At 72.8% G+C, this 20,481-nt stretch carries 27 protein-coding genes and 2 pseudogenes; 12 read left to right on the top strand and 17 right to left on the bottom strand.

Going from position 1 to position 20,481, the window contains the following annotated elements:
- Positions 1 to 8: 8 nt before the first annotated feature.
- Together ACRYM2_RS13100 and ACRYM2_RS13105 are read left to right on the top strand one after the other, a co-directional pair.
- Positions 9 to 953: a carbohydrate ABC transporter permease gene (locus ACRYM2_RS13100; RefSeq protein ID WP_432522853.1), complete on the top strand. Its 945-nt coding sequence runs from the start codon at positions 9 to 11 to the stop codon at positions 951 to 953.
- Entirely contained in the window at positions 950 to 1,867 is a 918-nt protein-coding gene (locus ACRYM2_RS13105; protein ID WP_432522828.1) for a carbohydrate ABC transporter permease, read from the top strand. The genes ACRYM2_RS13100 and ACRYM2_RS13105 overlap by 4 nt, the downstream gene beginning before the upstream one ends.
- Before the next feature lie 191 nt (positions 1,868 to 2,058).
- Here ACRYM2_RS13105 and ACRYM2_RS13110 read toward each other — a convergent pair whose 3' ends face one another.
- Entirely contained in the window at positions 2,059 to 2,361 is a 303-nt protein-coding gene (locus ACRYM2_RS13110) for an RNA polymerase sigma factor (protein ID WP_432522829.1), read from the bottom strand.
- A gap of 104 nt (positions 2,362 to 2,465) precedes the next feature.
- Here ACRYM2_RS13110 and ACRYM2_RS13115 point away from each other — a divergent pair, with 104 nt between their 5' ends.
- Complete coding sequence (locus ACRYM2_RS13115) at positions 2,466 to 3,017, top strand: sigma factor (protein WP_432522830.1); 552 nt, start codon at positions 2,466 to 2,468, stop codon at positions 3,015 to 3,017.
- On the top strand, positions 2,963 to 3,370 hold the full coding sequence (locus tag ACRYM2_RS13120; protein WP_432522831.1) for a hypothetical protein: 408 nt from the start codon (positions 2,963 to 2,965) through the stop codon (positions 3,368 to 3,370). Before ACRYM2_RS13115 ends, ACRYM2_RS13120 begins: the two co-directional genes overlap by 55 nt.
- A 188-nt stretch (positions 3,371 to 3,558) precedes the next feature.
- On the opposite strand, the gene ACRYM2_RS13125 is transcribed toward ACRYM2_RS13120, so the two are convergent.
- Positions 3,559 to 4,005, bottom strand: coding sequence for a hypothetical protein (locus tag ACRYM2_RS13125; RefSeq protein ID WP_432522832.1), 447 nt, complete (start codon positions 4,003 to 4,005; stop codon positions 3,559 to 3,561).
- Between the two features lie 245 nt (positions 4,006 to 4,250).
- On the opposite strand from ACRYM2_RS13125, the gene ACRYM2_RS13130 reads away from it, so the two are divergent.
- Positions 4,251 to 4,736, top strand: a complete 486-nt coding sequence (locus ACRYM2_RS13130; protein WP_432522833.1) for a hypothetical protein — start codon at positions 4,251 to 4,253, stop codon at positions 4,734 to 4,736.
- 346 nt (positions 4,737 to 5,082) lie between these two features.
- On the opposite strand, the gene ACRYM2_RS13135 is transcribed toward ACRYM2_RS13130, so the two are convergent.
- Positions 5,083 to 5,556 (bottom strand): hypothetical protein, encoded by a 474-nt coding sequence (locus tag ACRYM2_RS13135; RefSeq protein ID WP_432522834.1) that lies wholly within the window; start codon positions 5,554 to 5,556, stop codon positions 5,083 to 5,085.
- Between the two features lie 36 nt (positions 5,557 to 5,592).
- On the opposite strand from ACRYM2_RS13135, the gene ACRYM2_RS13140 reads away from it, so the two are divergent.
- Positions 5,593 to 6,018, top strand: a complete 426-nt coding sequence (locus ACRYM2_RS13140) for a hypothetical protein (RefSeq protein ID WP_432522835.1) — start codon at positions 5,593 to 5,595, stop codon at positions 6,016 to 6,018.
- A gap of 286 nt (positions 6,019 to 6,304) precedes the next feature.
- Here ACRYM2_RS13140 and ACRYM2_RS13145 read toward each other — a convergent pair whose 3' ends face one another.
- The 3 genes from ACRYM2_RS13145 to ACRYM2_RS13155 all read right to left on the bottom strand — a co-directional run bounded on the left by ACRYM2_RS13145 (position 6,305) and on the right by ACRYM2_RS13155 (position 8,627).
- Entirely contained in the window at positions 6,305 to 7,075 is a 771-nt protein-coding gene (locus tag ACRYM2_RS13145) for a hypothetical protein (RefSeq protein ID WP_432522836.1), read from the bottom strand.
- Positions 7,076 to 7,675: 600 nt separating this feature from the next.
- Entirely contained in the window at positions 7,676 to 7,831 is a 156-nt protein-coding gene (locus ACRYM2_RS13150; RefSeq protein WP_432522837.1) for a hypothetical protein, read from the bottom strand.
- Positions 7,832 to 7,982: 151 nt separating this feature from the next.
- Positions 7,983 to 8,627, bottom strand: a complete 645-nt coding sequence (locus tag ACRYM2_RS13155) for a TetR/AcrR family transcriptional regulator (RefSeq protein WP_432522838.1) — start codon at positions 8,625 to 8,627, stop codon at positions 7,983 to 7,985.
- A gap of 146 nt (positions 8,628 to 8,773) precedes the next feature.
- On the opposite strand from ACRYM2_RS13155, the gene ACRYM2_RS13160 reads away from it, so the two are divergent.
- Genes ACRYM2_RS13160 through ACRYM2_RS13170 form a run of 3 tightly spaced genes read left to right on the top strand, consistent with a single transcriptional unit; the run spans position 8,774 to position 11,036 of the window.
- On the top strand, positions 8,774 to 9,097 hold the full coding sequence (locus ACRYM2_RS13160; protein ID WP_432522839.1) for a putative quinol monooxygenase: 324 nt from the start codon (positions 8,774 to 8,776) through the stop codon (positions 9,095 to 9,097).
- A 38-nt stretch (positions 9,098 to 9,135) separates the two neighbouring features.
- Positions 9,136 to 9,828, top strand: a complete 693-nt coding sequence (locus ACRYM2_RS13165; protein WP_432522840.1) for an SDR family NAD(P)-dependent oxidoreductase — start codon at positions 9,136 to 9,138, stop codon at positions 9,826 to 9,828.
- Positions 9,825 to 11,036: a low temperature requirement protein A gene (locus ACRYM2_RS13170; RefSeq protein WP_432522841.1), complete on the top strand. Its 1,212-nt coding sequence runs from the start codon at positions 9,825 to 9,827 to the stop codon at positions 11,034 to 11,036. Before ACRYM2_RS13165 ends, ACRYM2_RS13170 begins: the two co-directional genes overlap by 4 nt.
- A gap of 453 nt (positions 11,037 to 11,489) precedes the next feature.
- On the opposite strand, the gene ACRYM2_RS13175 is transcribed toward ACRYM2_RS13170, so the two are convergent.
- From ACRYM2_RS13175 to ACRYM2_RS13185, 3 genes and pseudogenes are all read right to left on the bottom strand, one after another.
- Positions 11,490 to 11,939 (bottom strand): hypothetical protein, encoded by a 450-nt coding sequence (locus tag ACRYM2_RS13175; protein WP_432522855.1) that lies wholly within the window; start codon positions 11,937 to 11,939, stop codon positions 11,490 to 11,492.
- Positions 11,940 to 12,009: 70 nt separating this feature from the next.
- Positions 12,010 to 12,309 (bottom strand): annotated as a pseudogene (locus tag ACRYM2_RS13180) (NUDIX hydrolase); the annotation flags it as partial.
- Positions 12,310 to 12,399: 90 nt separating this feature from the next.
- Entirely contained in the window at positions 12,400 to 12,534 is a 135-nt protein-coding gene (locus ACRYM2_RS13185; protein ID WP_432522842.1) for a hypothetical protein, read from the bottom strand.
- A gap of 381 nt (positions 12,535 to 12,915) precedes the next feature.
- On the opposite strand from ACRYM2_RS13185, the gene ACRYM2_RS13190 reads away from it, so the two are divergent.
- A complete protein-coding gene (locus ACRYM2_RS13190; RefSeq protein ID WP_432522843.1) occupies positions 12,916 to 13,449 on the top strand; it encodes a hypothetical protein in 534 nt (177 codons plus the stop codon).
- Positions 13,450 to 13,855: 406 nt separating this feature from the next.
- Here ACRYM2_RS13190 and ACRYM2_RS13195 read toward each other — a convergent pair whose 3' ends face one another.
- From ACRYM2_RS13195 to ACRYM2_RS13205, 3 genes are all read right to left on the bottom strand, one after another.
- The gene (locus ACRYM2_RS13195) at positions 13,856 to 14,449 is read right to left on the bottom strand and encodes a GrpB family protein (protein WP_432522844.1); all 594 of its coding nucleotides are present in this window, start codon (positions 14,447 to 14,449) and stop codon (positions 13,856 to 13,858) included.
- 337 nt (positions 14,450 to 14,786) lie between these two features.
- Positions 14,787 to 15,134, bottom strand: a complete 348-nt coding sequence (locus tag ACRYM2_RS13200; RefSeq protein ID WP_432522845.1) for a VOC family protein — start codon at positions 15,132 to 15,134, stop codon at positions 14,787 to 14,789.
- Positions 15,135 to 15,245: 111 nt separating this feature from the next.
- Entirely contained in the window at positions 15,246 to 15,812 is a 567-nt protein-coding gene (locus ACRYM2_RS13205; protein WP_432522846.1) for a hypothetical protein, read from the bottom strand.
- 57 nt (positions 15,813 to 15,869) lie between these two features.
- On the opposite strand from ACRYM2_RS13205, the gene ACRYM2_RS13210 reads away from it, so the two are divergent.
- A complete protein-coding gene (locus ACRYM2_RS13210) occupies positions 15,870 to 16,493 on the top strand; it encodes a haloacid dehalogenase-like hydrolase (protein WP_432522854.1) in 624 nt (207 codons plus the stop codon).
- Positions 16,494 to 16,577: 84 nt separating this feature from the next.
- Here the strand turns inward: ACRYM2_RS13210 and ACRYM2_RS13215 are convergent, their stop codons facing one another.
- From ACRYM2_RS13215 to ACRYM2_RS13235, 5 genes are all read right to left on the bottom strand, one after another.
- Positions 16,578 to 16,865, bottom strand: coding sequence for a hypothetical protein (locus tag ACRYM2_RS13215; RefSeq protein ID WP_432522847.1), 288 nt, complete (start codon positions 16,863 to 16,865; stop codon positions 16,578 to 16,580).
- Entirely contained in the window at positions 16,862 to 17,653 is a 792-nt protein-coding gene (locus tag ACRYM2_RS13220) for a class I SAM-dependent methyltransferase (protein WP_432522848.1), read from the bottom strand. The genes ACRYM2_RS13215 and ACRYM2_RS13220 overlap by 4 nt, the downstream gene beginning before the upstream one ends.
- A 52-nt stretch (positions 17,654 to 17,705) precedes the next feature.
- The gene (locus ACRYM2_RS13225) at positions 17,706 to 18,260 is read right to left on the bottom strand and encodes a YdhK family protein (protein WP_432522849.1); all 555 of its coding nucleotides are present in this window, start codon (positions 18,258 to 18,260) and stop codon (positions 17,706 to 17,708) included.
- Positions 18,261 to 18,529: 269 nt separating this feature from the next.
- Positions 18,530 to 19,444: a metal ABC transporter permease gene (locus ACRYM2_RS13230; protein ID WP_432522850.1), complete on the bottom strand. Its 915-nt coding sequence runs from the start codon at positions 19,442 to 19,444 to the stop codon at positions 18,530 to 18,532.
- Positions 19,441 to 20,157 carry a metal ABC transporter ATP-binding protein gene (locus tag ACRYM2_RS13235; protein WP_432522851.1) on the bottom strand — a complete coding sequence of 239 codons (717 nt, stop codon included), beginning with the start codon at positions 20,155 to 20,157 and terminating at the stop codon, positions 19,441 to 19,443. The genes ACRYM2_RS13230 and ACRYM2_RS13235 overlap by 4 nt, the downstream gene beginning before the upstream one ends.
- 91 nt (positions 20,158 to 20,248) lie before the next feature.
- Between ACRYM2_RS13235 and ACRYM2_RS13240 the strand changes: the two are divergent.
- A pseudogene (locus tag ACRYM2_RS13240) lies at positions 20,249 to 20,481 on the top strand (hypothetical protein); the annotation flags it as partial.

Below are 20,481 nucleotides of genomic sequence, written 5' to 3' on the forward strand. Positions count from 1 at the left end.
GCGCCCAGGTGGAGCAGGCCGCGCCTGCCGCCCGGCGCACCGGCGGCACCGGCCGCCGCGCCGCCCGCGCCGGCACGGCGCAGCAGCGCGCGCCCTGGCTGCTGCTGTCACCCTTCCTGGTGCTGTTCGCCCTGACCTTCCTGGTGCCGATCGTCTACGCCATCGGCCAGAGCTTCACCAGCGTGCAGCGGCAGGGTCTCTTCGGCGAGGAGGGCATCACCTCCACCTTCGCCGGGTTCGACAACTACGCCCGGGCCCTGGCCGACCCCGCCTTCACCGCGTCCATCTGGCGAGTGCTGCTCTTCGGCGTCGTGCAGGTGCCCGTGATGATCGTCGCGGTGACGATCCTGGCGCTGCTGCTGGAGTCGGCCTCGGCGAAGTGGCCGTCCTTCTTCCGGGCCGCGTACTTCATCCCCTACGGCATCCCGGGCGTGATCGCCAGCATCCTGTGGTCGTTCCTGTACCTGCCGGGCTTCTCCCCGATCGTCGCCGCCCTGCAGGCCGTGGGTCTGCAGGTGGACCTGCTGGGTCCGCAGGCCGTGCTGTGGTCCATCGCCAACATCGTGACCTGGTCCTACGCCGGCTACAACATGCTCATCGTCATCGCCCAGCTGAAGTCGATCCCCGGCGAGGTGTACGAGGCCGCCAAGGTCGACGGCGCCGGCCCGCTGCGCCTGGCCTGGTCGGTGCAGCTGCCGCTGATCCGCCCGGCGCTGGTGCTGACGACGGTCTTCTCCATCATCGGCACCCTGCAGCTGTTCGCCGAGCCGCAGGTGCTGCGCACGGTGTCCCCGGCCATCGACGCCAAGTACACCCCGAACTTCGCCGCCTACTCCTCGGCGTTCTCCTACAACGACTACGGCGTGGCGTCCGCGCAGGCCGTCATCATCGCCCTGGCCGCCTTCATCCTGTCCTTCGCCTTCCTGCGACTGGTCTCCCGGAGGGACTCGTGACCGCTGTCCGCCCCGAGGAGGACCGCCTCGCCACCATCGGAGCCGTGCAGCGCACCCCGCGCCACGGCCCCACCCGCCCGCCCGCGGCGCGGACCATCCTGGTCACAGCGGTGCTCGTCGTCGTCGCCGTGTACTTCCTGGTCCCCGTGTACTGGGTGGTGGTCGCAGCCACCAAGTCCACCGAGGAGCTGTTCACCACCAACGGGTTCTGGTTCGGCGAGGTCCAGCTGCTGGAGAACGTCCGACAGGTGTTCGCCTTCGACGACGGCGTCTTCGTGCGCTGGTTCCTCAACAGCGTCCTGTACGCCGGTGGCGGCGCGCTGGTGGCGACCTACCTGGCGGCCGCCGGCGGCTACGCGCTGGCGGTGTACGACTTCAAGGGCAAGGACGCCGTCTTCGGCCTGGTCCTCGGTGGCGTGCTCGTGCCCGGCACCGCCACCGCCCTGCCCCTGTTCCTGCTCTTCAGCACCATGGGACTGACGGACACCTACCTGGGCGTGCTGCTGCCCAGCTTCGTGTCACCGTTCGGCTTCTTCCTGTGCCGCATCTTCGCCGCCGCCGTCGTGCCGCCGTCCCTGGTGGAGTCCGCGCGCCTGGACGGTGCGGGAGAACTGCGGATCTTCCACACCTTCGGCCTGCGCATGATGGCGCCGGCGCTGGTGACCGTCTTCCTGTTCCAGTTCGTCGGCATCTGGAACAACTACCTGCTCCCGCTGATCATGATCGCCGACGAGAAGCTGTACCCGATCACCGTCGGCCTGGTGAACTGGCGCGCCCAGGTGGACCGCCTGCCGGAGTTCTACGAGCTCACCACCGCCGGCGTGCTCGTCTCCGTCGTCCCGCTGGTCGTCCTCATGGTCGTCCTGCAGCGCTTCTGGCGCGGTGGGCTGACCGAGGGCGCCGTCAAGGGCTGAACGCCGATCCCGGCGCCCCACGCCGCCACGGACAGCCGGCACGTGCTCGCCGCGTCCCCTCCAGGCGCAGGGCCGAGGTGTCGACGGCACGGACGACCGGGCGGAGCGGTCCTTCACGCTCGGTCCACCGACCCTCTGCGGTGACCGCTGGACAGCGGTGCTCATCAACGGCGTCAGCACGGACTCGATCGTCATCCGCCCAGCCTTCCCGCCACCTGCGTCGGCTCCCGCTGCAGCAGGCGAGCCAACGTCACCCGCGCCGTCGCGTACCGGGTGCGCACCGTCGACGCCGGAACCCCCATGACCGCCGCCGCCTCGGCCAGGCTGAACCCGTCCCAGTGCACCAGCATCACCAGCTCCCGCTGAGGCGCCGGGAGCATCCCGACCGCCTCACGCACCGCAGCGGCGACGGTGTCCTCACCCGCGGCATCGACGATCCGCTGCGCCGCCGCCAGCTCGCGGACGGGTGCAGCAGCTGACCCGACGCTCGACACGGGGACAGACCACCGACTGACGCCCCCACTGCGTCAGCCCGACGTCAGGCCCGGCCGGTCCGGCGCACCTCGACCTCCGAGGAACACGCGGTCATCCCGCTGTCGTGGACGCTGACGGCTCCACGGGCTCGTCGACGAGCGAGCAGTGCCTGAGCACCGGCGATCGCCTGCACACCGCGGATGAGCGGCGGTCTCGGCCCACCTGGCCAAGAGCTGCACCCTGCCTGGGTGAGCGTGGTTTCGAGGACCGGGCCAGCACGCACGCCGACCAGCCGATGCGCACCGCCCTGTTCCTCACCGGCGACCACCGCACCGCCGAGGACCTCCTCCAGGACACCCTGGAACGCACCTACCTGCACTGGCGCCGGGTGGTCGAGCCCGCCGCCTGCGCCCGCACCGTCATGGCCCGAGCGGTCACCGACCGCTGGCGCCGACTCGGCCGGCGCTCACCTCGCCGACGCCGGCGGCCTGGGTGCTGCGACCCGCTACGCCGAGCGGGACGAAGCCGTCACCGCACTGCGTCAGCTCTCACCGCGCCGACGCGCGGTCCTGGTGCTGCGCCACTACGAGGGACGTCGCCCGCGGCCCGGTCCTCCCCGGCTTGGCCGACCCCGTCGCCGACGCTGCGCGGCGCGGCGGGGAGGTCGAGGACCTGACCGCGTGGACCGCGCACGGCGGCGACGACGGCCTGAGCGCCGCCATCCGCAACGTCCTGGCCGCTCCCGGCGCCGGTGAGCTGGGTGACTTCGTCCACGGAATCCCCGCCGGCTACGAGCAGGACGGCGCCAAGGCCACCGACGCTGACCTGGCTGCGCTGGGCACAGCTGAGGCCGCGCTGGCTGCGGCGGACCGGGACTGCAAGGACACCAGTGCCCTCGGATCGGCCGTCGCCCGAGCCCCGGTCCAGCACTGGGCACCGCTGGCCGGCGAGCACGCAGGCGACCTGGCCGCCTTCCGAACGGTGGTCGAGCATGCTCGCAGCGTCGCGGCGGACGTGAACCCGCGCTGACCATCGCACACGCGATCCGGCTGGACGTCGCCGATCGGCGCCCGGGGTGGACCCACGAGTCGTCGGCGGTGCGGTGAGGAGGGGAACCGCTCCGCCGATGCCCGAACCGCTCCACGGTCGTGGCGCCTCCCGAGCGCGACCACCGATGCAGCCACGACGTCAGGTCAGCGCCCGCCTCGCGGTGACCGTCACCAGCTCGAGGCCGACGTGGTGGCCCGCACCACCAGAGCCCCGCGCTGACCGGGGATCGTCTGGAACCTGCCGATCAGCCGCCCGTCCGCCGCCGTCGCGACCAGCACGCGCAAGCCGCCCATCTGCTGCTCAGCGACCTCGGCCACCGACACCTCCTCCCCCCCGCCCACGGCGCGCACCCGCTCCCGCAGCACCGCCACCTCGTCATCGGGGATGCGGTAGTCCGAGCTGACCCGCCGGCACAGCCCGCGCTCGTCGCCCTCCTGCACAGCGGCCAGGACACCGCTCACCGCAGCTCCGGGGTCACCCGCTCCCGCACCGCAAGGCCGGGTGACGCGCCAGAAGACCACCACGCCGGCGACGACGGACAGCACCAGCACCACGGCGACAGCGATCGTCGTCATCGAGCGGGCCGGCCGGGTCCCGAGCAGTGGTGGTGTCACTTCCCCACCATGCCCCGACAGCCCCGGCTCCGGGTCCTCTTCGCCTCGTCCCACCTCGCACCGGCGTCCAGGTGGAGCTCGACGACCTCGTCGTCGTGGCGCCCTGCGGGCGCACCCGGTCATGGCGATCCGGGCGCGATCACGCCCCCTCGGCGACTGCACGGACTCGCCGGTGTCCGGGCATTGCTCACGCGCTCGATCACGGCGAAGGTGGAGCCGTGCCACGGCGATGGGTTCCCACCACCATGCCCGATCACACCGACGACACCGGTGTGCTCGTCCACAGCCCACTGCTGCTCAGCCAGGCGCCCGGCATCCACGCCGCACTGACCCGCCTCCTGGCCCACACCGACCCCCCGGGGTTGATGCTGCACCTGCACGTGAGCGCCCACGACGTGCACGCCGAAGCCGCCAAGCGGCAGACGATCGACAAGCCCCGCCGGTACCTGGACGCCGACAGCGGTGACGGCGGCGCAGAGCAGGGCTCGCAGCCCGAGCTGCACGTGCGGTTCGACGACTTCGCCGACCAGGTGCCCGTCGAGGACCGCTCGATACGCACCTTCGAGGGCACCCGCACCGGGGAGGTGCGCTTCTCCTGGGAGACCACCCACTGGATCGGTGAGCTGCCCACCGACGGGCAGATCCACCTGCGCATCCGCTGGCCCCAGGCCGGGCTGCCGCACGCCGAGCACACCCTCGTCCTGGCGCTGCCTGCCGACGAGGATCGTTGAGCTGGACGACGTCGTACCCGCGGGTGCCCACGCCACGTCCGGTCATCGCGCGTCGGAGGTGCGTTCGCCGGTGCGAGCAGCGCCACGACCCCGGCACCGGCAAGACGGCGCCAGGTCCGCCCCGCCCGGCCCGAAGGCGTCCTCCCCGGGAGCAACCGGGCTCCCGGAGCCGGTCAGGTGCTCACCGTCCTCGCTCACGCACGCGCAGGGCACGACGACGTCCGCGAAGATGCCCACGGTCGTGGCGCCCTGCGGCGCGTCCAGTCGTGGCGCGGACATCGCGCTCTCGCCGACGAGCACGCGGCCCCGACCGCGCCGCACGGGGGCACCCCCTCCTGGTGCCCCCTCAGGTCGACGGGTGCCGCGAGCGCGCCAGGTAGGCCTCCAGGTCGGCGGCCTCCTCGGCGCTGACGACCGGCTCGAAGTCCAGGTGCTCGCTGGGGTGGATGCCGGTGCCCGAGCCGGGCACGGTGACGAACCAGGCGCCCTCGTGGCCGAACCAGTGCGCCTGCCCGAGCGCGCCGAGCAGTTCTCGCTCGCTGGGCTCCCGCGGGTCCTGCACGGAGGTGATGCGCACCCGCTGCCCGTCGCGCCCGTACGGCGGCTGCGGCACCGCCAGGTGCAGGCGCTCGGAGTCGAGGGCGGCCACCGGCACGCCGAAGAGGCGGGCGGCGCCCTGGCGCGCCAGCGTCAGCACCTGGTCCGTGCGCCGGGTGGTGCCCACCAGCACCTCACCGGAGGGGCCGCTCACCAGCACCGCGCAGGAGCGGTCCGGCTCGTGGCGCACCCGTGCACGGACCTGGTCGGGGACATCAGCCATCCCGCGATCGTGCACCACCGGTCACAGTTCCTGCAGGTGCTTGCCGCGCCCGGTCGTGGCGCCCTGCGCTTCGCCCCCGACCCCACCAGTCCCGACCAGGCCGAAGCCGACGTCGACAGCGGCAACACCGCCGCCCTCGAGACCGCACGCGCCCGCGACGTCCCCCTGTGGTCCCCGATCGCCGAACGCAGCTGCTTCCTCTTCACCGGCGACCTGCGCGAGCTGGGCGAGCCCGCGGCGTGGAAGGCCGCCCTGCGCTCCACCCACCACCCCGCGAGCCCCAGCCGCCCCGACCCGGCGTTCGTCTGGCCCGCCGACCGGGCGTGGTGCATCACCCGAGACGTCGACCCCCACTACGCCACCATCGCCGCCGGCACCGCAGCGGTCGAAGACCTCCTGCGCATCCCCGACCTCGACATCGTCCGCGCCGACCCCGATCAGGACCCGCTCCACCACCTCTGAGCCGGCGACCACCGAGCCGAGGCGTCTCCGCCCGGCGGCCTGGCAGGCGGCCGGGGCCACGCTGTTCGGGCCCGTCACGCTGGTGGACCCGACCGCCTCGCTGCTCGACGGTGGAGCAGGGTGGTGGTGGCGCGCGTTCGTCGCGCTGGTGCTGTGCGGAGCCGCGGTGGCCTCGTGGGTGCGCTCGGCGCACCCGCGGCAGACGGCAGCGGGGTGGACGGCACCACCGGGACCGGTCGGAGCGGATCGACCACCCGACGCGCATCAGGTCGTGACGTCGTCGTGGTCACTCGGGCCGCGGCGGCACCGGGTTCACCCCATCGCTGTCCCAGGTCACCCCCTGGCCGTCGGGCACCTCCCACGCCTCCAGCCCCGGTGCGGCCAGCACGGCATCGATGCACGCCCGGCTGCCACCGACGTAGGTGCTCATCAGGTCCACGTCCGTGGCCACGCACCACGCCCGGTCCGCCGGCCACCACAGGCTCGGGCTCTGCTCCCACGCAGCCGTCTCCATCGACGCCCACCCCGCCTGCGACAACGGCCCGCTCACGAGCAGCATCTCGCGCTGCGGCATCGGCACCGTCGCCGCGACCGGGGCCAGCGCGAGGGACCCGTACCCCTCCCACACCGCGAAGAAGCAGTCCTCGGCTCTGGTGGTGAACCGCGCCAGCACCGCCACCAGCGCCTCGCCCTGCGCGGCGGGCAGGCTGCCCTCGCGCGGCTCGCCGTCCCAGATCCCCGGCTGGCTCTCGCCGTGGCGGTAGCTCCAGGAACCGGTGATGGCCACCCACTCCATGCCCGCGTGCGCCTGTCGGCCGTTGGCGGCGGCGACCTGCGCCCAGCTGACCTCCACCTCCAGCCCCGCCCCGCCTGCTCCACCGTCCCCGGAGTCCTCACGGCGGGCGGCCGGGTGGAGGACGCGCGCGTACGCCTCGAAGACCGGCGGCACCAAGGAGCCGACCGTGTGGTCGAAGTTCCGCACCGCGGCCACGATCCAGTCCGCAGCGCTGACGTCGTCCGGCAACTGCCGCAGCCCACCCAGCTCCTCGCGCCTCATCCACCCACCGTGGCGTCCCGGGACCCCGCACGCCAGCGACGTGATGACCCGGCGCTCATGCCGTGCTGCGGGCGTGACCACGGACGGTCGGCCGCTCCACGGTCTCGCGGTGGAACGCGAACACCGGCTGCGACGTCCCAGCGGACCGGGACCGACCCGCTCACCGATCCAGGAGCCTGACGCGATGACGCGACACCCGACCGCGGCATCGGTGGTCCGGTCACCGAGGTCGGCACCTGCATCGGGATCGGGGAGTCGATGGCGGTGTGGCCCCGAAGGCGTCAGCTGGGACGAGGACAGCGGATCGCTGGTGCTCGCCGACGGCACGCAGGTCGCACTGGGGGGCCAGGTCCACGGAGGCGGGAGCTCGATGCCGATCTCCGCCGTCGACTCGCTCCTCGGCTCCGAGGCGACTGTAGTTTTGCGGGAGTGCGGGATCGACTGGTACCACCACCCCGACGCCTGGGGGACGACGACCCCCACGGAGCAGCCGGTCGATCTCAGAGCTCGCCGTCGGGTCCGTGATGTCGGCGGACGTCGCGGCCACGGGAAGCGCCGGCTTCTTCTCCCCCGAAGGCTCGCGAGTCCGCTGAGCCCTTGTCAGTGGAGGTTCTCCCCCCTGCCGAGCACCAGCGCGGCGGCGACGGATGCTGGGATGCGCCAGGGGCAGAGGGTGACGAGGGCCAGGGCTCGCCAGCGGACCTCGAGATGGGCGAGGGCGCGCGGGACGTCGAGGGTGGCACGACGAGGAAGCACGCAGGGTCCCGGTGGGTACTGCGGAAAGGCCTGGTCGCCTGCATCGTCCCCGACCAGATCCTGCGTGCCGCGGATCCCTCGCTCGCCACCACGAACGACCGGGACCTGCAGGCGGTGCTGGATGGCGTCCGCGATGCGATCCGTCTCCGGCTCACGCGACCGCCGGCCCGCCCTCTCCGGCGATGACGGGCCACAACGTGGCGACGACGCGTTCGGCGAAGTCGGCCGGCACTTCGCGGCCGTACCGGTTGAAGTCGGCGAAGTAGCTGCCGAAGCACAGGCTCACGATCATGTCGACGTCCACATCCTCGTGGACGACGCCCCTCCGCTGGAGCTCGACGAGCACCTCGGCGAGCTCCTGACACCGCGGCTGGTTGCCCTGCTCCCTCATCTGCGCATGCAGGCCCGGTTCGCGCTCCGCTTCGGCCATGAAGTTGCCGTGCAGGGTCATCGCGCGAGGGTTGTGGAAGCGTGGGTCCAACCGGCGTACCGCCTCGACCACTGCTTCTCGTGGGGCGAGGTCATCGAGGTCCAGGCGCGGGTACGCCTCGCGCTGCTTGCGCAACCCGTGTTGCAGGGCTTCGACGACCAGCTCGTACTTGTTCGACCACCGCCGGTACAGCGTCGGACGCGTCACGCCGGCATCGGCGACGATGTCGCCGATCGTCATCGACGAGTAGCCCTTCGTCGCGAGCAGCATGCGCGTCGATTCGATGATCGCCTCCTCGATGGCCGGGTCGCGTGGGCGGCCACCGGTGCTCGTCGGCGTCTCTGCTCCGCTGCTCTCGCCGGACATCCCGGTCCTCTCGTGGTCTCGACCCATTCCGTTACAGGCCTTGACTGTAACGCGGGCGCGTCAGTAGTGTCACGGCATCCACTTCCGTTACAGGTAGTTGCTGTAACGGAAGTGGATGCCGTCCCCTCCGACCGAAGGAACCTCCCGTGACAGCGACCCCCGACGGGTACGTGACCGTCCTCTGGGACGCGCAGGCCAAGCCCGGCCGGGAAAGCGACCTCAAGGCGTTCATCGCGGCCGCCGTCACGCCGTCCCGTGGCGACGCCGGCAACATCGACTACGAAGCCCACGAGGTGGAAGGCCGGCCTGGCGCGTTCGTGATCTACGAGCGCTGGGAGAGCCGTGCTCTCCTGGACGCCCACCTCGGTGCACCGCGGATGGCGGCGCTCGTGCCGCAGGTGCTCGAGCTGATCGACGGGTCCATCGAGGACGGCATCCGCTTGCTGCGTCCCTTCCGGCCCACGGCCTGAACCGAAGAGCCACGAGAACCTGGAAAGCGAGAAGACGAATGACCACAACTCTCATCACCGGCGGGAACCGCGGACTCGGCTACGAGGTCGCCCGTCGCCTGATCGGTGCAGGCCAGACCGTCTGGATCGGTGCCCGTGACGCGGCCGGCGGACAAGAAGCGGCCGACCGCCTCGGCGCCCACTTCGTGCTGCTGGACGTGACGGACGACGGGTCCGTCGAAGCCGCCGTCGCCAGGGTGCGAGCACAGGTGGGGCACTTGGACGTCCTCATCAACAACGCGGGCATCCTCGGTGAGGTGGCAGCGCCGGAGGACATGACTGCCGATCAGCTGCGCGAGGTGTACGAGACCAACGTGTTCGGGCTCGTTCGAGTCACACGCGCCTTCCTCCCGCTGCTCCGGAAGGGGACCGACCCCTCGGTGGTCAACGTCACCAGCGGCATGGGCTCGTTCACGCTGACGCACGATCCCGCGCGGGTGGAATCGCAGTACACGCTCGCGGCGTACGGCTCCTCCAAGAGCGCAGTCACGATGCTCACCACGCAGTACGCCAAGACGATCCCGGACGTCCGCTTCAACGCGGTCGATCCCGGGCAGACGGCCACGGACTTCACCGGCCACGTCGGGCAGAGCGTCGCAGAAGGGGCCGAGGCGGCGGTGCGCATCGCCACTCTCGGCCCGGCGGCACCGACCGGAACCGTGACCGACCGGGTCGGCGTCCTGCCGTGGTGAACGGACGGCTCCGGCGTCGAGACGACGCTGAGACCCAGCGCGCCGCGACGCTGGAGCTGTTCTACGACCTCGTGTTCGTCTTCGCGATCACTCAGGTCTCGCACCTCCTCCTGGAGCACCTCACCTGGGCTGGAGCCGGCCAGGCAGCGATCGTCCTGCTCGCAGTGTGGTGGTCGTGGAACTACACGACCTGGGCCACGAACGAGCTCGACCCGGAGACGAACCCCGTCCGCCTCCTGCTGATCGCGCTCATGCTCGCGAGCCTGCTGGTGGCGATCGCCGTCCCGCACGCCTTCGGCGACCGCGGCCTCCTCTTCGCCCTCGCCTACCTCGCGATCCAGGTCGGCCGCCACGCCTTCCTCGCGTTCGTGGCGGCCGAGCGCGGCAGCATCGAGCGGGAGCAGGCCGGACGCATCCTCGTCTGGTTCCTGATGGCCGGCGTGTTCTGGATCGCCGGCGGGCTGGTCGAAGGCGGCTCGAGAGCAGGGCTGTGGTTGCTCGCGCTCACCCTCGACTACACCGCTCCACGAATCCTCTTCCCGCTTCCCGGCCGGCCGCGGCTGGCGGCGGGCTCCTGGCGCCTGGCCACCGGGCACTTCGCCGAGCGGTTCGGGCTGATCGTGATCGCTGCCATCGGCGAGACGATCATCCTGACCGGGGCGACCACTGCCGGACGTGGACTGGACGCAGGAACCGTGGCTGCCTTCACCGGCGCGTTCGCCGGATCGGCTGCACTCTGGTGGCTGTACTTCACCTCCACCCGAGAACTCAGCGAGCGTTCCCTCGACGGTGAAGCCAACCGCACCGGCCGGGCACGGGACATCTACACGTACGGGCACGTGTTGATCGTCGCCGGGATCATCCTGGTGGCCGTGGGCGACGAACTCGTCATCGCGCACCCGCTGGACCCCTTGGGGAGTGCACAGCTGACCGCTGTCGTCGCCGGGCCGGCCCTCTTCCTCCTCGCACAACTCGCTCTGCAAGTGCGGGCGACGCGTCGCCTGGGACGCACCCGGTTGGCCGCGGTCCTCGCGTGCGCGTCGCTGGGTCTGCTCGGTGGCTCCCTGCCCGCACTGCTGGTCGGGGCAGCGCTCGTCGCGGTGCTCATCGCCGTGGCGCTGCGCGACCAGGTCGGCCACGCCACGACGCACGAGGTGAGCGACGACGGAGCGAGATCCAGGACCGAGTTCCAGCAGGATCGTGCATGACGGGGAGCTGCCCGTCGACACCGGAGCCGTCCCGTTCCGCCGTGGGTGGGATGACGCGGTGAGGCCTTGTCAGTAGTCGACGATCGTCACCGACAGGGGCTCATCGAACGACGTCGACTGGGCGGGGTGCACTCCCACGGACCCGGTGCTGCACCAGTACGACCGACACTGCGCCGCCCCCTGGTCGAGTCGTTGCAGTGCATGCTCATGCTGCTTGACCAGGACGTCGCACGCCACCCGCGCGGCCAGGCGGGAACCGGCACCCTCTGCTGCACCTGACGATGACCACGCGCCACGGCTGCCGTGGAGACAGCCCACCGCACCCAGCAGTGACCCTCCGAGGGCAGGGGACAAGCAGCCAGCCGACGGGCGCGGCGTCACGGTCATCCCGCTGATCGCATGCGGAGCCGGTCGCGACTCCCCCGCCGGCGTCGACCGAGCTCGGCGGCGGGATCAGACGCTTCCGGCGTCGGCGATGCGCCACGCCTCGGAATCGCTGTCACGCACCAGGACGTACCCCCACGACGTCGACCCGCCCGGCATGGTCCCGTCCCCGCCGCGCAGGTCGGAGGTCACCGGCACGAACACCGCCTGAGCGTGCCCTTCCGCTGCTGTTCCCGTCGTCGACTCCACCATCGCGGCGGACACCTCGACGTTCTCGATGCTCGGGGGGTCTGCAGCCCAGTCGTCGCGGCCGGCGTAGGGCTGCGTGGTCAGCGAGGTCGCCGTGGGCTCGTCGTGCTCCTGCAGCGCGCCCAGGTAGGCGCGCACCACGTCCTCCGGTGAGGTGGCGGCGCCCACCGCCGCGGACTCCGGCGAGGTGGTGTCGCCGGGCGATCCCCCGCAGGCCGTGAGCGCGGCAGCGGCGAGCCCGGCAGTGACCAGCAGGAGCGGCGTCTTCACCATCCCGGTGCAGCAGGCGATCCTCCACCGTCGAGGACCTGCACGAGAGGCACACCGTCTCTCCGTACGTGTACGGGTACCTGCCCAGTCGACGCGTGGGAGTGACCTGGAGGTTCACCTCTTCGGCGACCTCTCGGCGCACAGCCTGCTCGAAGCCCCCGTCCTCGCCGACTCCACCACCGGGCAGAGCGAGGTAGGACGGACCGTCGTGGCGGCCGGAGCTGCTGCGGGTGGCTTCACGAACCATGAGCACCGCACCCCCACGCGAAGACCACTGCCGAGGCACGCCTGCGCACGGGTGCCACCGTACCCACCCGCGCGCACGTCCCCGCCTGCTGCTGACACTCACGGCGCGGGCCGCGCTGCGCACGGTCGTGCGCTCCCAGCGCGATCATCCCCAGCAGGGGACTCCGCGGACTCGGCCACCGACCATGACCACGACCACCGACCACCTCAGCGCTCACTCGACCCAGGCGATGACCGCCACCACCAGGCGGGTGTCGACCGTCGTCGCGATCCGCTGACGCACCACTTCCACGTCGAACGCGACGGCCTCCGCTCCCTGTCTCGCGCTACCGCTGCGAGTCAACCGCACGAGCCGGACGCTGGGACTCGGCTCCCAGAAGCCAGCCCTGGCCAACACCGAGCCACCCTCGATGTTCGAAGGTCCGACGCGCCGGCAGCACGCGAGCACGATGAACAGTGCCCAGCCGGCAGCCCCACGGCCCTACGGCCCTACGGCCCTACGGCCCTACGGCCCTACGGCCCTACGGCCCTACGGCCCTACGGAAGGGGACACGGCAGGCGTTGACGCCCAACGCCACCGAGAAGCACGATCACTGGGCAGGGCATCCGCAGGATCTGCAGCCATCCACACCCGCGCCACCAAGCTCCAGCAAGCCCCGCCCCGACCGGCCTGTCCACTCAGTCGGCCCAGCCAGTCGGCAGCCACCACCGAGCACCACGGGAGCCAGACGTGATCGTCGAGACCGCCTCGCCCTGCATCTGGGCGCCCCCGCTGCCGCTGCCCTTCCGGGTGCTGGGCCTGGACGACACCTTCACCGGCCCGCGCGGGGTGGCGTTGTGGAACCCGCTGGAGCGGCCGATCACCACCATCACCCTCGTCCACGGCGCCCTGGACCCCCAGCACCCCGGCGTGCGCACCACCACCCGAGCCCCGGACCCCGCCAGCGGGTTCAACTCGGCGCAGGAAGCGGTCCTGGACGCGCTGCTGGGCCTGCCGGGCATCTCCGACGAGCAGCTGCAGCAGCTGCCCGCCACGCTCGGCGCCGGTGCACCGTGGGAGCCGGTCCCGGTGAGCATCGACGCTCAGGTGGTGCCCGCCCACCGCTACCGGCACCCGGGGGGCGAGCACTGGGTGGTCGCAGCGGACCTGGGTGATGTCGGCATCAGCATCGCCGGATGCGGCTGGCAGCTCGAAGAGCACGGGCTGGTCACCCTCGCGGAGGACCTGCCGGGGTACACGGCCAGGCCAGCACGCACCCGCTGACTCCCCTTCTGCCCTCCCTCCGAGCAGCGATGCTCGGGTGGCGGCAGCACAGCGACCTGCCCCATCACCGACCTGCCGTCCACAACAGCGCGCCCATCGCGCGATGCGCGTGAAGTGGCTGTCACGCGAGACGCGAGCCAGTGCGGGCCTCGTCGTTCTCAGGGCGCACCGGGACTTCCGCTCTGCCGCCAGGCGACCAGCCGCCCGCTGGACGCGCGCGAGGCGGCTGTCGCACGCCCGCTGCCGGGCCACCTCCTCACCGCACTCCAGCGCCGCCAGCTGCAAGGCGAAGTCGATGCCGGAGGTGACGCCGGCGCCGGTGACGACCTGACCGTCGACGACGACGCGCTCGGTCGTCCCGCGCTGGGCGCGCTGCTCAGATCGATGCTCGAGGACGTCGCGATCGTCAGCGGCTGCGACCCCAGGCCTCGAACTGCTCCTGCACCTCATCGAAGAAGGCGGTCTTGGCGCGGGTGTAGTCGTCGTAGTCGGCATCGCCGGCGTGCTCAGCGGCCACGTCGGCCTTGAAGGAGGCGTAGCGGTCGCGGGCGTCGGGGTGGGCGCGCAGCCAGTCGCGGAACCAGAGGGCGTAGCGGCCCCAGGGTGAGGCACTGAGTCGGACGTGCAGGATCGCGGCCTGCGGCCCGTCGATGTCGTGCACGAAGAGCCGCTTGCGCCACACCTCGTCGCGGACCTGCTCGGAACCGCGGGGGATGTCGCGGTGGACACCGGGTGAGTCCGGGCGCGAACCGGTGGTGGGGACGAATCCGGTCGGAGCCAACGCCTGCTCCAGCACGTCGGGTCCAGGCAGCTCGCTGACGACGACCTGGAGGTCGATGCAGGCCTTGGCCATCAGGCCGGGTACCGAGGTGGAGCCGATGTGCTCGAAGGACTCACCCACCCCCAGAAGATGCAGCGCCTGCTCCACCACGGCGAGCATCCGCGCTGCTCGTCCGGGCCAGGCAGGGTCGTAGGGCTGCAGCACCGCAGGTCCAGGCACGGGACGGACGGTGGCGAGCCGGTGCGTGGCGGGTGCCAGTACGGGGGTGTGTCGGCGGCGCAGATCGACTTCCGTCGCCGACCGTTGCCTCGAGGACCGCTCGGTCGTGGCGCTGAGCAGGACATCGCCGGTTTCCGCACACGCCGAGGAGCGAGTGGTGGCTGAGCACGCCGACCACTCCACCCCCACCGGTGGACGGGGGTCGAGAGGCTCGACACGACCAGCGCGATCAGCGAACCCGGGACCACGACGGGAGCGGGTCAGCGGCGCGCTCCGAGCGTGGTCGTGGAGGGTCTTGACGCACGCGCGTGTCGCTGGCCGGGTGGTCGCGCAGGACTCACGCGGGCTTGACCACGCACCACTCGTTGCCCTCCGGGTCCAGCAGCACCTGGAACGAGCCAGCCCGGTCCTGGTGCACCGCGCCCACCCGGCGCGCACCCAGCGCCTCCGCCTGCGCGGTCGCCGCTTCGATGTCGCGGACTCGAACGTCCAGGTGCACGCGGTTCTTCACCGCCTTGGCCTCGGGCACCTTCTGGAACGACAGCTGCGTCCACCCCGGCGGCACCACGTACCACCACGCATCATCACGCCCGACCGGCTCTCCACCGAGGACCTGCGCCCAGAACGCCGCCAGCGCAGCCGGCTGCGCGCAGTCGATCACGACCTCGTCGATGCTCCCGATCACGCACCAGAACCTAGTCCAGTGCCACGCCTGGCCGTCCGGTCACGGCGCTTCCCGCGTGGCCTCAGCGCTGACTGCGCCCTGGACTCTCAGGAGGAGGAGGAGGAGGGGCGGTCAAGGACGCCCCGCGGCTCCGGGACCCGGTGCTCGACCGCTGAGCGCGCCCACTGCGCAGGCCGCTCCCGTCAGCGCCGCCAGGCCCACCAGGCAGGCGCCGACCAGGGCCAAGGCCGTCACGACCTCACCGATCGAGCCGTTCGGTGGAGCGACGCCCAGGTCCTCGGCGTGCAGGTGGACGTTGACACCGACGAAGACGTCGGCGACCAGCGCGCTCACCGCCACCGCCCCCAGGACGGCGAGCGCGATCGCGACCCGCAGTCCCGCCGCCAGCTTCGGGCGCCGGGCGGACCAGCGCCGGGCAGCTGAGGACCCGGAGGAGCCGGCGAGGGTGAGGGCGTGGACGCCGGCGAGCCACAGGGCACCGATGACGACGTTGGCCGCCCGGTCCACCGGGTTCATCGTGGAGTACAGCCGCCACAGGTCCGGGTGCACCGTCCGGGCAGGTTCCACCAGGTACACGACGACGAAGCTGGCGAACGTCAGCGCAGCGACCGCGACGAGCAGACCTCGCTCGGTGCCCGGCCAGCGCCTGGGCCGGCGCGATCCACGGGTGCTGTCCACGGTGACAGCGTGGCAGGACGGCGCGGGCCGGACGCTCCGGCGCAGGCGTCCTGCGCAGTGCGGTCACCACACCGACACGCGTTCACGCCGCCGGCGCAGTCGTGCCCGCTGCGCCGCTCCCCCGCACGCCTGGGCCTGGTGGCACTGACCGCCCCGGCGTGGCTGACGCTCGGCGCCCGGCGCACCAGCCGGCTGCACGCCGAGCGCGTCGTCGTGTGGGCGGCCACCGTCGGCCTGCACCCCGCCCGCTTCCAGGAGCTGCTGCGCGGCTTCGCCGCCGAGCACGCCGGCCCGGGCGGCGGCCGGCGCATCGACGTCGCGCTGGCTCGCCTGCACGAGCACCGGGCCGCCGGGGACCGCGTCGTCGTCGCCACCGGCTGCGCGCAGCCGCTGGCCCGCGAGGTCTGCGCAGCCCTCGGCCTGGGAGGCGTGGAGGTCGTCGCCAGCACGTTCACCGCCCACCGCTGGCGCCTGCCGCACGCCGTGCCCGCCCGCGGCCAGGCCAAGGTGCAGGCCCTGCGCGAGGCCGGTGTCGAGGTGCCCGTGGAGCACGCCTACTCCGACAGCGTGGCCGACCTGCCGCTGCTGCAGGCCGCCCGCACCGCGCACCTGGTGCGCCCCCGCGAGCGCGACCTGCCCGCGCTGCTGGAAGCGCTCGGCGACGTGGAGGTCCTGCGCTGAGCACCGCACCGGAGGCACCGCACGACGCCGGACGCACGAGGGCCGCCTGGGGCGAGGCTCCCGCGGCCTGAGCGGGCGCGGGCATCAGGCGGTGGCCACCACCACGGCATCGCGGCCGGCCGACCAGTGCACCTGCGCTCGATCGAACCCGCCACGCTGCAACTCGCGCACGTGTGCCGGCAGGGCGCCGGCGATCCACGGCAACGCCGCACCGCTGCCGCTGCCCAGCTCCAGCGCGCCACCGTCGAGCCCGGCCGCGGGGGCCAGCGCGCGCTGCACCGCCGGCCCGAACCGCTGCCACGCCGGGCGCAGGAAGGGGTCGAGGAACTCCGCCGAGCGCGCGTGCGCATCGCCGCCGGTGCGCGTCCTCACCGCGGACCGCCTGCCGTGCCGACACCGACGAGCGTGGAGGCGTCGACAGGTGGGCCGCCGGCGAGCGCGTCGAGGTACTCACCGCGCACGGCCTCGAGCGCGGCGTCGTCCAGGCCGTCCAGCAGACCGCTGAAGCCGGAGCCGACCACCAGCGCCCACAGCGCCTCCGGAGTGCTCGGCACCCGGTGCGGTGCGAGATCGACGCGCACCTGGTGCAACCCGCGCGCACCCAGCCAGCCGGCGAGGTCCTCGGCGGTGGCGATCCGCCTGCTGCGCGAGGAGGACGCCGGCGGTCGCAACCCCTCGCGGTGGCGGGCGACGGCGGTGAACAGCGCGGCGCCCGCGCTCGCCAGCGCACCGCGGTTCCACACGGTGGTGACCACCCGCCCTCCCGGGCGCGCGCAGCGGATCAGGTGCTCGGTGCCGGCGTCCATGTCGGGCAGGAAGAAGACCCCGAGCGCGCACTGCACGACGTCGTACCCTCCGCCCTCCCAGCGGGTGACGTCCGCGCAGTGGACGTGCAGCTGAGGGAGCCCGCTCGCTCGACCGGTGAGCGCGGACACCATCGCCAGGGAGAGGTCGACGGCGTCGACGTGACCCTGCGGGCCCACCGCTACCGCGGCCGGCAGCGCTGAGGCGCCGTCCCCGCAGCAGGCGTCCAGCACCCGCTCGCCCGGTCGCGGCCGGGCGGCGGCCGCGGTGCGTTCTCCGATCGGGTCCCACAGCAGCGGCCCGAGTCGGCGGAAACCTCCCGCCGCGCGGTCGAAGACCTCCCCGATCCCCTGCACGGCAGCCTCCTCGGACGAGTCCAGCGGACGGTGCTGAAGCAGCTCGGGCGGGTCAGGGAACGGCTTCCAGCTCGCTCTCGACGACCCACTTGTGGTTGGTCATGCGCATCCCGTCGACCTCGAAGTCGACCACGTACGCCGTCTCGTCGGTGGACCCGGCGATCGTCGCCGTCGCCCCCTGCATGCCCTCCACGTGCGCGGCGTCGAGCACCACCTCGGAGCCGTCGGCGAGCCTCTCGCCGCCGACGTCCCGCAACTCCTCGTGCACGACCCAGCGGTGCTCGTGCACGGGAGCCCCGCCGGTGGTGGGCGTGTAGTCGACCGAGTAGGCGGTGGTCTCGAACGCGCCCACCACCGTGGCCCTCACCCCGTCCATGCCCTCGACGTGGTCGGCCCGCAGCACCACCTGCGACCCCACCGGGTACGAGGCTGCCGTCGCCACGACCATGCCCTCGGGGGCCGGGCCGCCGTCCGCGGCGTGCTGGTGCCCGCCGTGCTCGTGACCGCCGTGCTCGTGACCGCCGTGCTCGCGAGCGTCCTGACCGCCGTCCTGACCGCCGTCCTGACCGCCGGCCTGACCGGTTCCCTGACCCGCGTCCGCGGACACTGCCGCAGGAGGCGCTTCGGGTTCACCGCTCGCGCAACCGGTCACCAGCACAGCCGCGCCGAGCAGCGCGGCCGCGGTGGCTGAGATCGAGCGCTGGCGCATGGTGACCTCGTCCCACCCGTCTCGTCCGGTGATCTCGTGCGGCGGACGCTCCCACCGCTGCTGAGAACTGATCTCACGAGTGTACGTGCTGGGCGGCAGCCCGTTCCGGTGGCGTCGACGTCCGCTGCCGCAACGGTTCAGCGCGCCCTCGCCTGCGGAGGGAACCGTCACCGGGGCGCGCGCGGGAGCACGGGGGCGGTCGTGAGGGCGTCCGGGCCGGCGGCCCCGCTCGCCCGGTCCGGCTGGAGGGGTCCAGCCGGGCGGGTGGCCCGGGTGAACTGCCCCAGGACGGCGCACACCGCGAGCACGGCCAGGATGAGCACCACGATGGTCGCCCCTGAAGGCGTGCCCACGGCCGCCGAACCCAGGACGCCGCTGATGCTGGTGAGGATCCCCAGGACGCTGGCGAGGCGGCACAGCGAGGCGAAGCTGGCGCTGACGTACTGGGCGGCGACCACGGGGAGCACCATCAGGGCGCTGAACAGCAGCAGCCCGACCGTGCGCATCGAGAGCACGACGGTCACCGCGGTCAGCACCGCCAGCGCCGCGCTGAGGGCACGGGTCGGCAGCCCGGATGCGCGTGAGTGCTCCTCGTCGAAGGAGAAGGCGAAGAACCACGGCCTCAGCAGGACCATGGCGACCACCAGGACGACGGCCAGCACGGCGAACACCCGCACGTCGGTGGGGCTGGTGGTGGTGATGGCCCCGAACAGGTAGCTCTCCAGGTTGGTGGTGGTCCCGGCAGGCGCCAGGGACATCAGCAGGACCCCGAGGGCGATGCCTCCGTAGAAGATGACGGCCAGTGCCGCGTCGCCGCCGGTGCGCCCGCGGTCGCGCAGGAACTCGATGAGCAGCGCGGCGCTGACGGCGGTGAGCAGCGCCGTCCACACCGGTGCGGTACCGGTGAGCACGCCCGCCGCCACTCCCGCCAGGGCCACGTGACCCAGCCCGTCGCCGATGAGGGACAGGCCCCGCTGGACGACGAAGACGCCGACCAGCGGTGCGGCGAAACCGACGACGAGGGCGGCGAAGAGCGCGCGCTGCATGAAGTCGTAGTCCAGGACGGCGAGCAGCTCGCTCACGCGGCACCTCCGGGGCGCAGGGTCAGCACCGGGTCCTCGGCGTCGGCGGCCGGCGCCGCCACCAGCCCGCCGTGGGTCAAGGTCGCCGACCGCGTGAGCGCCCCCGCCAGGGCGCCCGGCTCGTGGGTGACGACCACGACGCCGGCACCACCGCTCACCACCCGGCGCAGCGCTGCCGCCAGCAGGTGCTGGCTGGCGGCGTCCACCCCGGCGGTCGGCTCGTCCAGCAGCAGCAGCCGGGGCTGGGAGGCCAGGGCCCGGGCCAGCAGCGCGCGACGCTGCTGGCCGCCGGACAGCAGGCCGAACGGTGTGGTGGCGAGGTCGGCCAGGCCGACGTCGCCGAGGGCGGCGGCCACGCTCCGGCGGTCCTGCCGACGCTGGGCCGGGCGCCAGCGCGTGAGCGGCCCGCGCCGCGGCAGCCGGCCGGCGGCGACGACCTCGCGCACGGTGGCGGGCACGCCCGCGGCGCCGGTGTGGCGCTGGGGCACGTAGCCGACCGGCCCGCCGAGCACCTGCAGCTGACCCTCGAGGACATCGGCCAGGCCGAGCACGGCGCGCAGCAGGGTCGTCTTGCCGGCGCCGTTGGCGCCGAGCAGGGCCACGCACTCGCCGGCGGCGACGGTGAGGTCGACCGGGGCGGTCACCGGGGTGCCGCGGTAGCCGACGCGGCACCGGTGCACCCGCAGCAGGGTCTCGTCCGTCACTGATCGCACCGGGACAGCGTAACGGTAACGATTCCCAGTCCGTGTATGGTCGCGAACCGTTCTCAGCAATCGGGTGCACGCCCGTCGACCAGGAGACCTGATGCCCCCCTCCCCCCGCCGCCCGCACCGTCCGCTCGCGCTGACGGCCACGCTGTCCGTCGCGTGCCTGGCGCTGGCCGCCGGTTGCTCCTCCGGCACCTCCGGCTCCGAGCAGGCAGCCCCCACCACCACCACGCCGAGCACCGCCCCCGCCACCGAAGCCGCTGCCGCCTCCCCCCGCCTGGCCATCACCCACGACGGCGGCGTGCAGGTCCTGGACGCCACCACCCTGCA

It is taken from the genome of Kineococcus aridisoli (genome assembly GCF_050871885.1).
In the GTDB taxonomy this organism is placed as follows: domain Bacteria; phylum Actinomycetota; class Actinomycetes; order Actinomycetales; family Kineococcaceae; genus Kineococcus.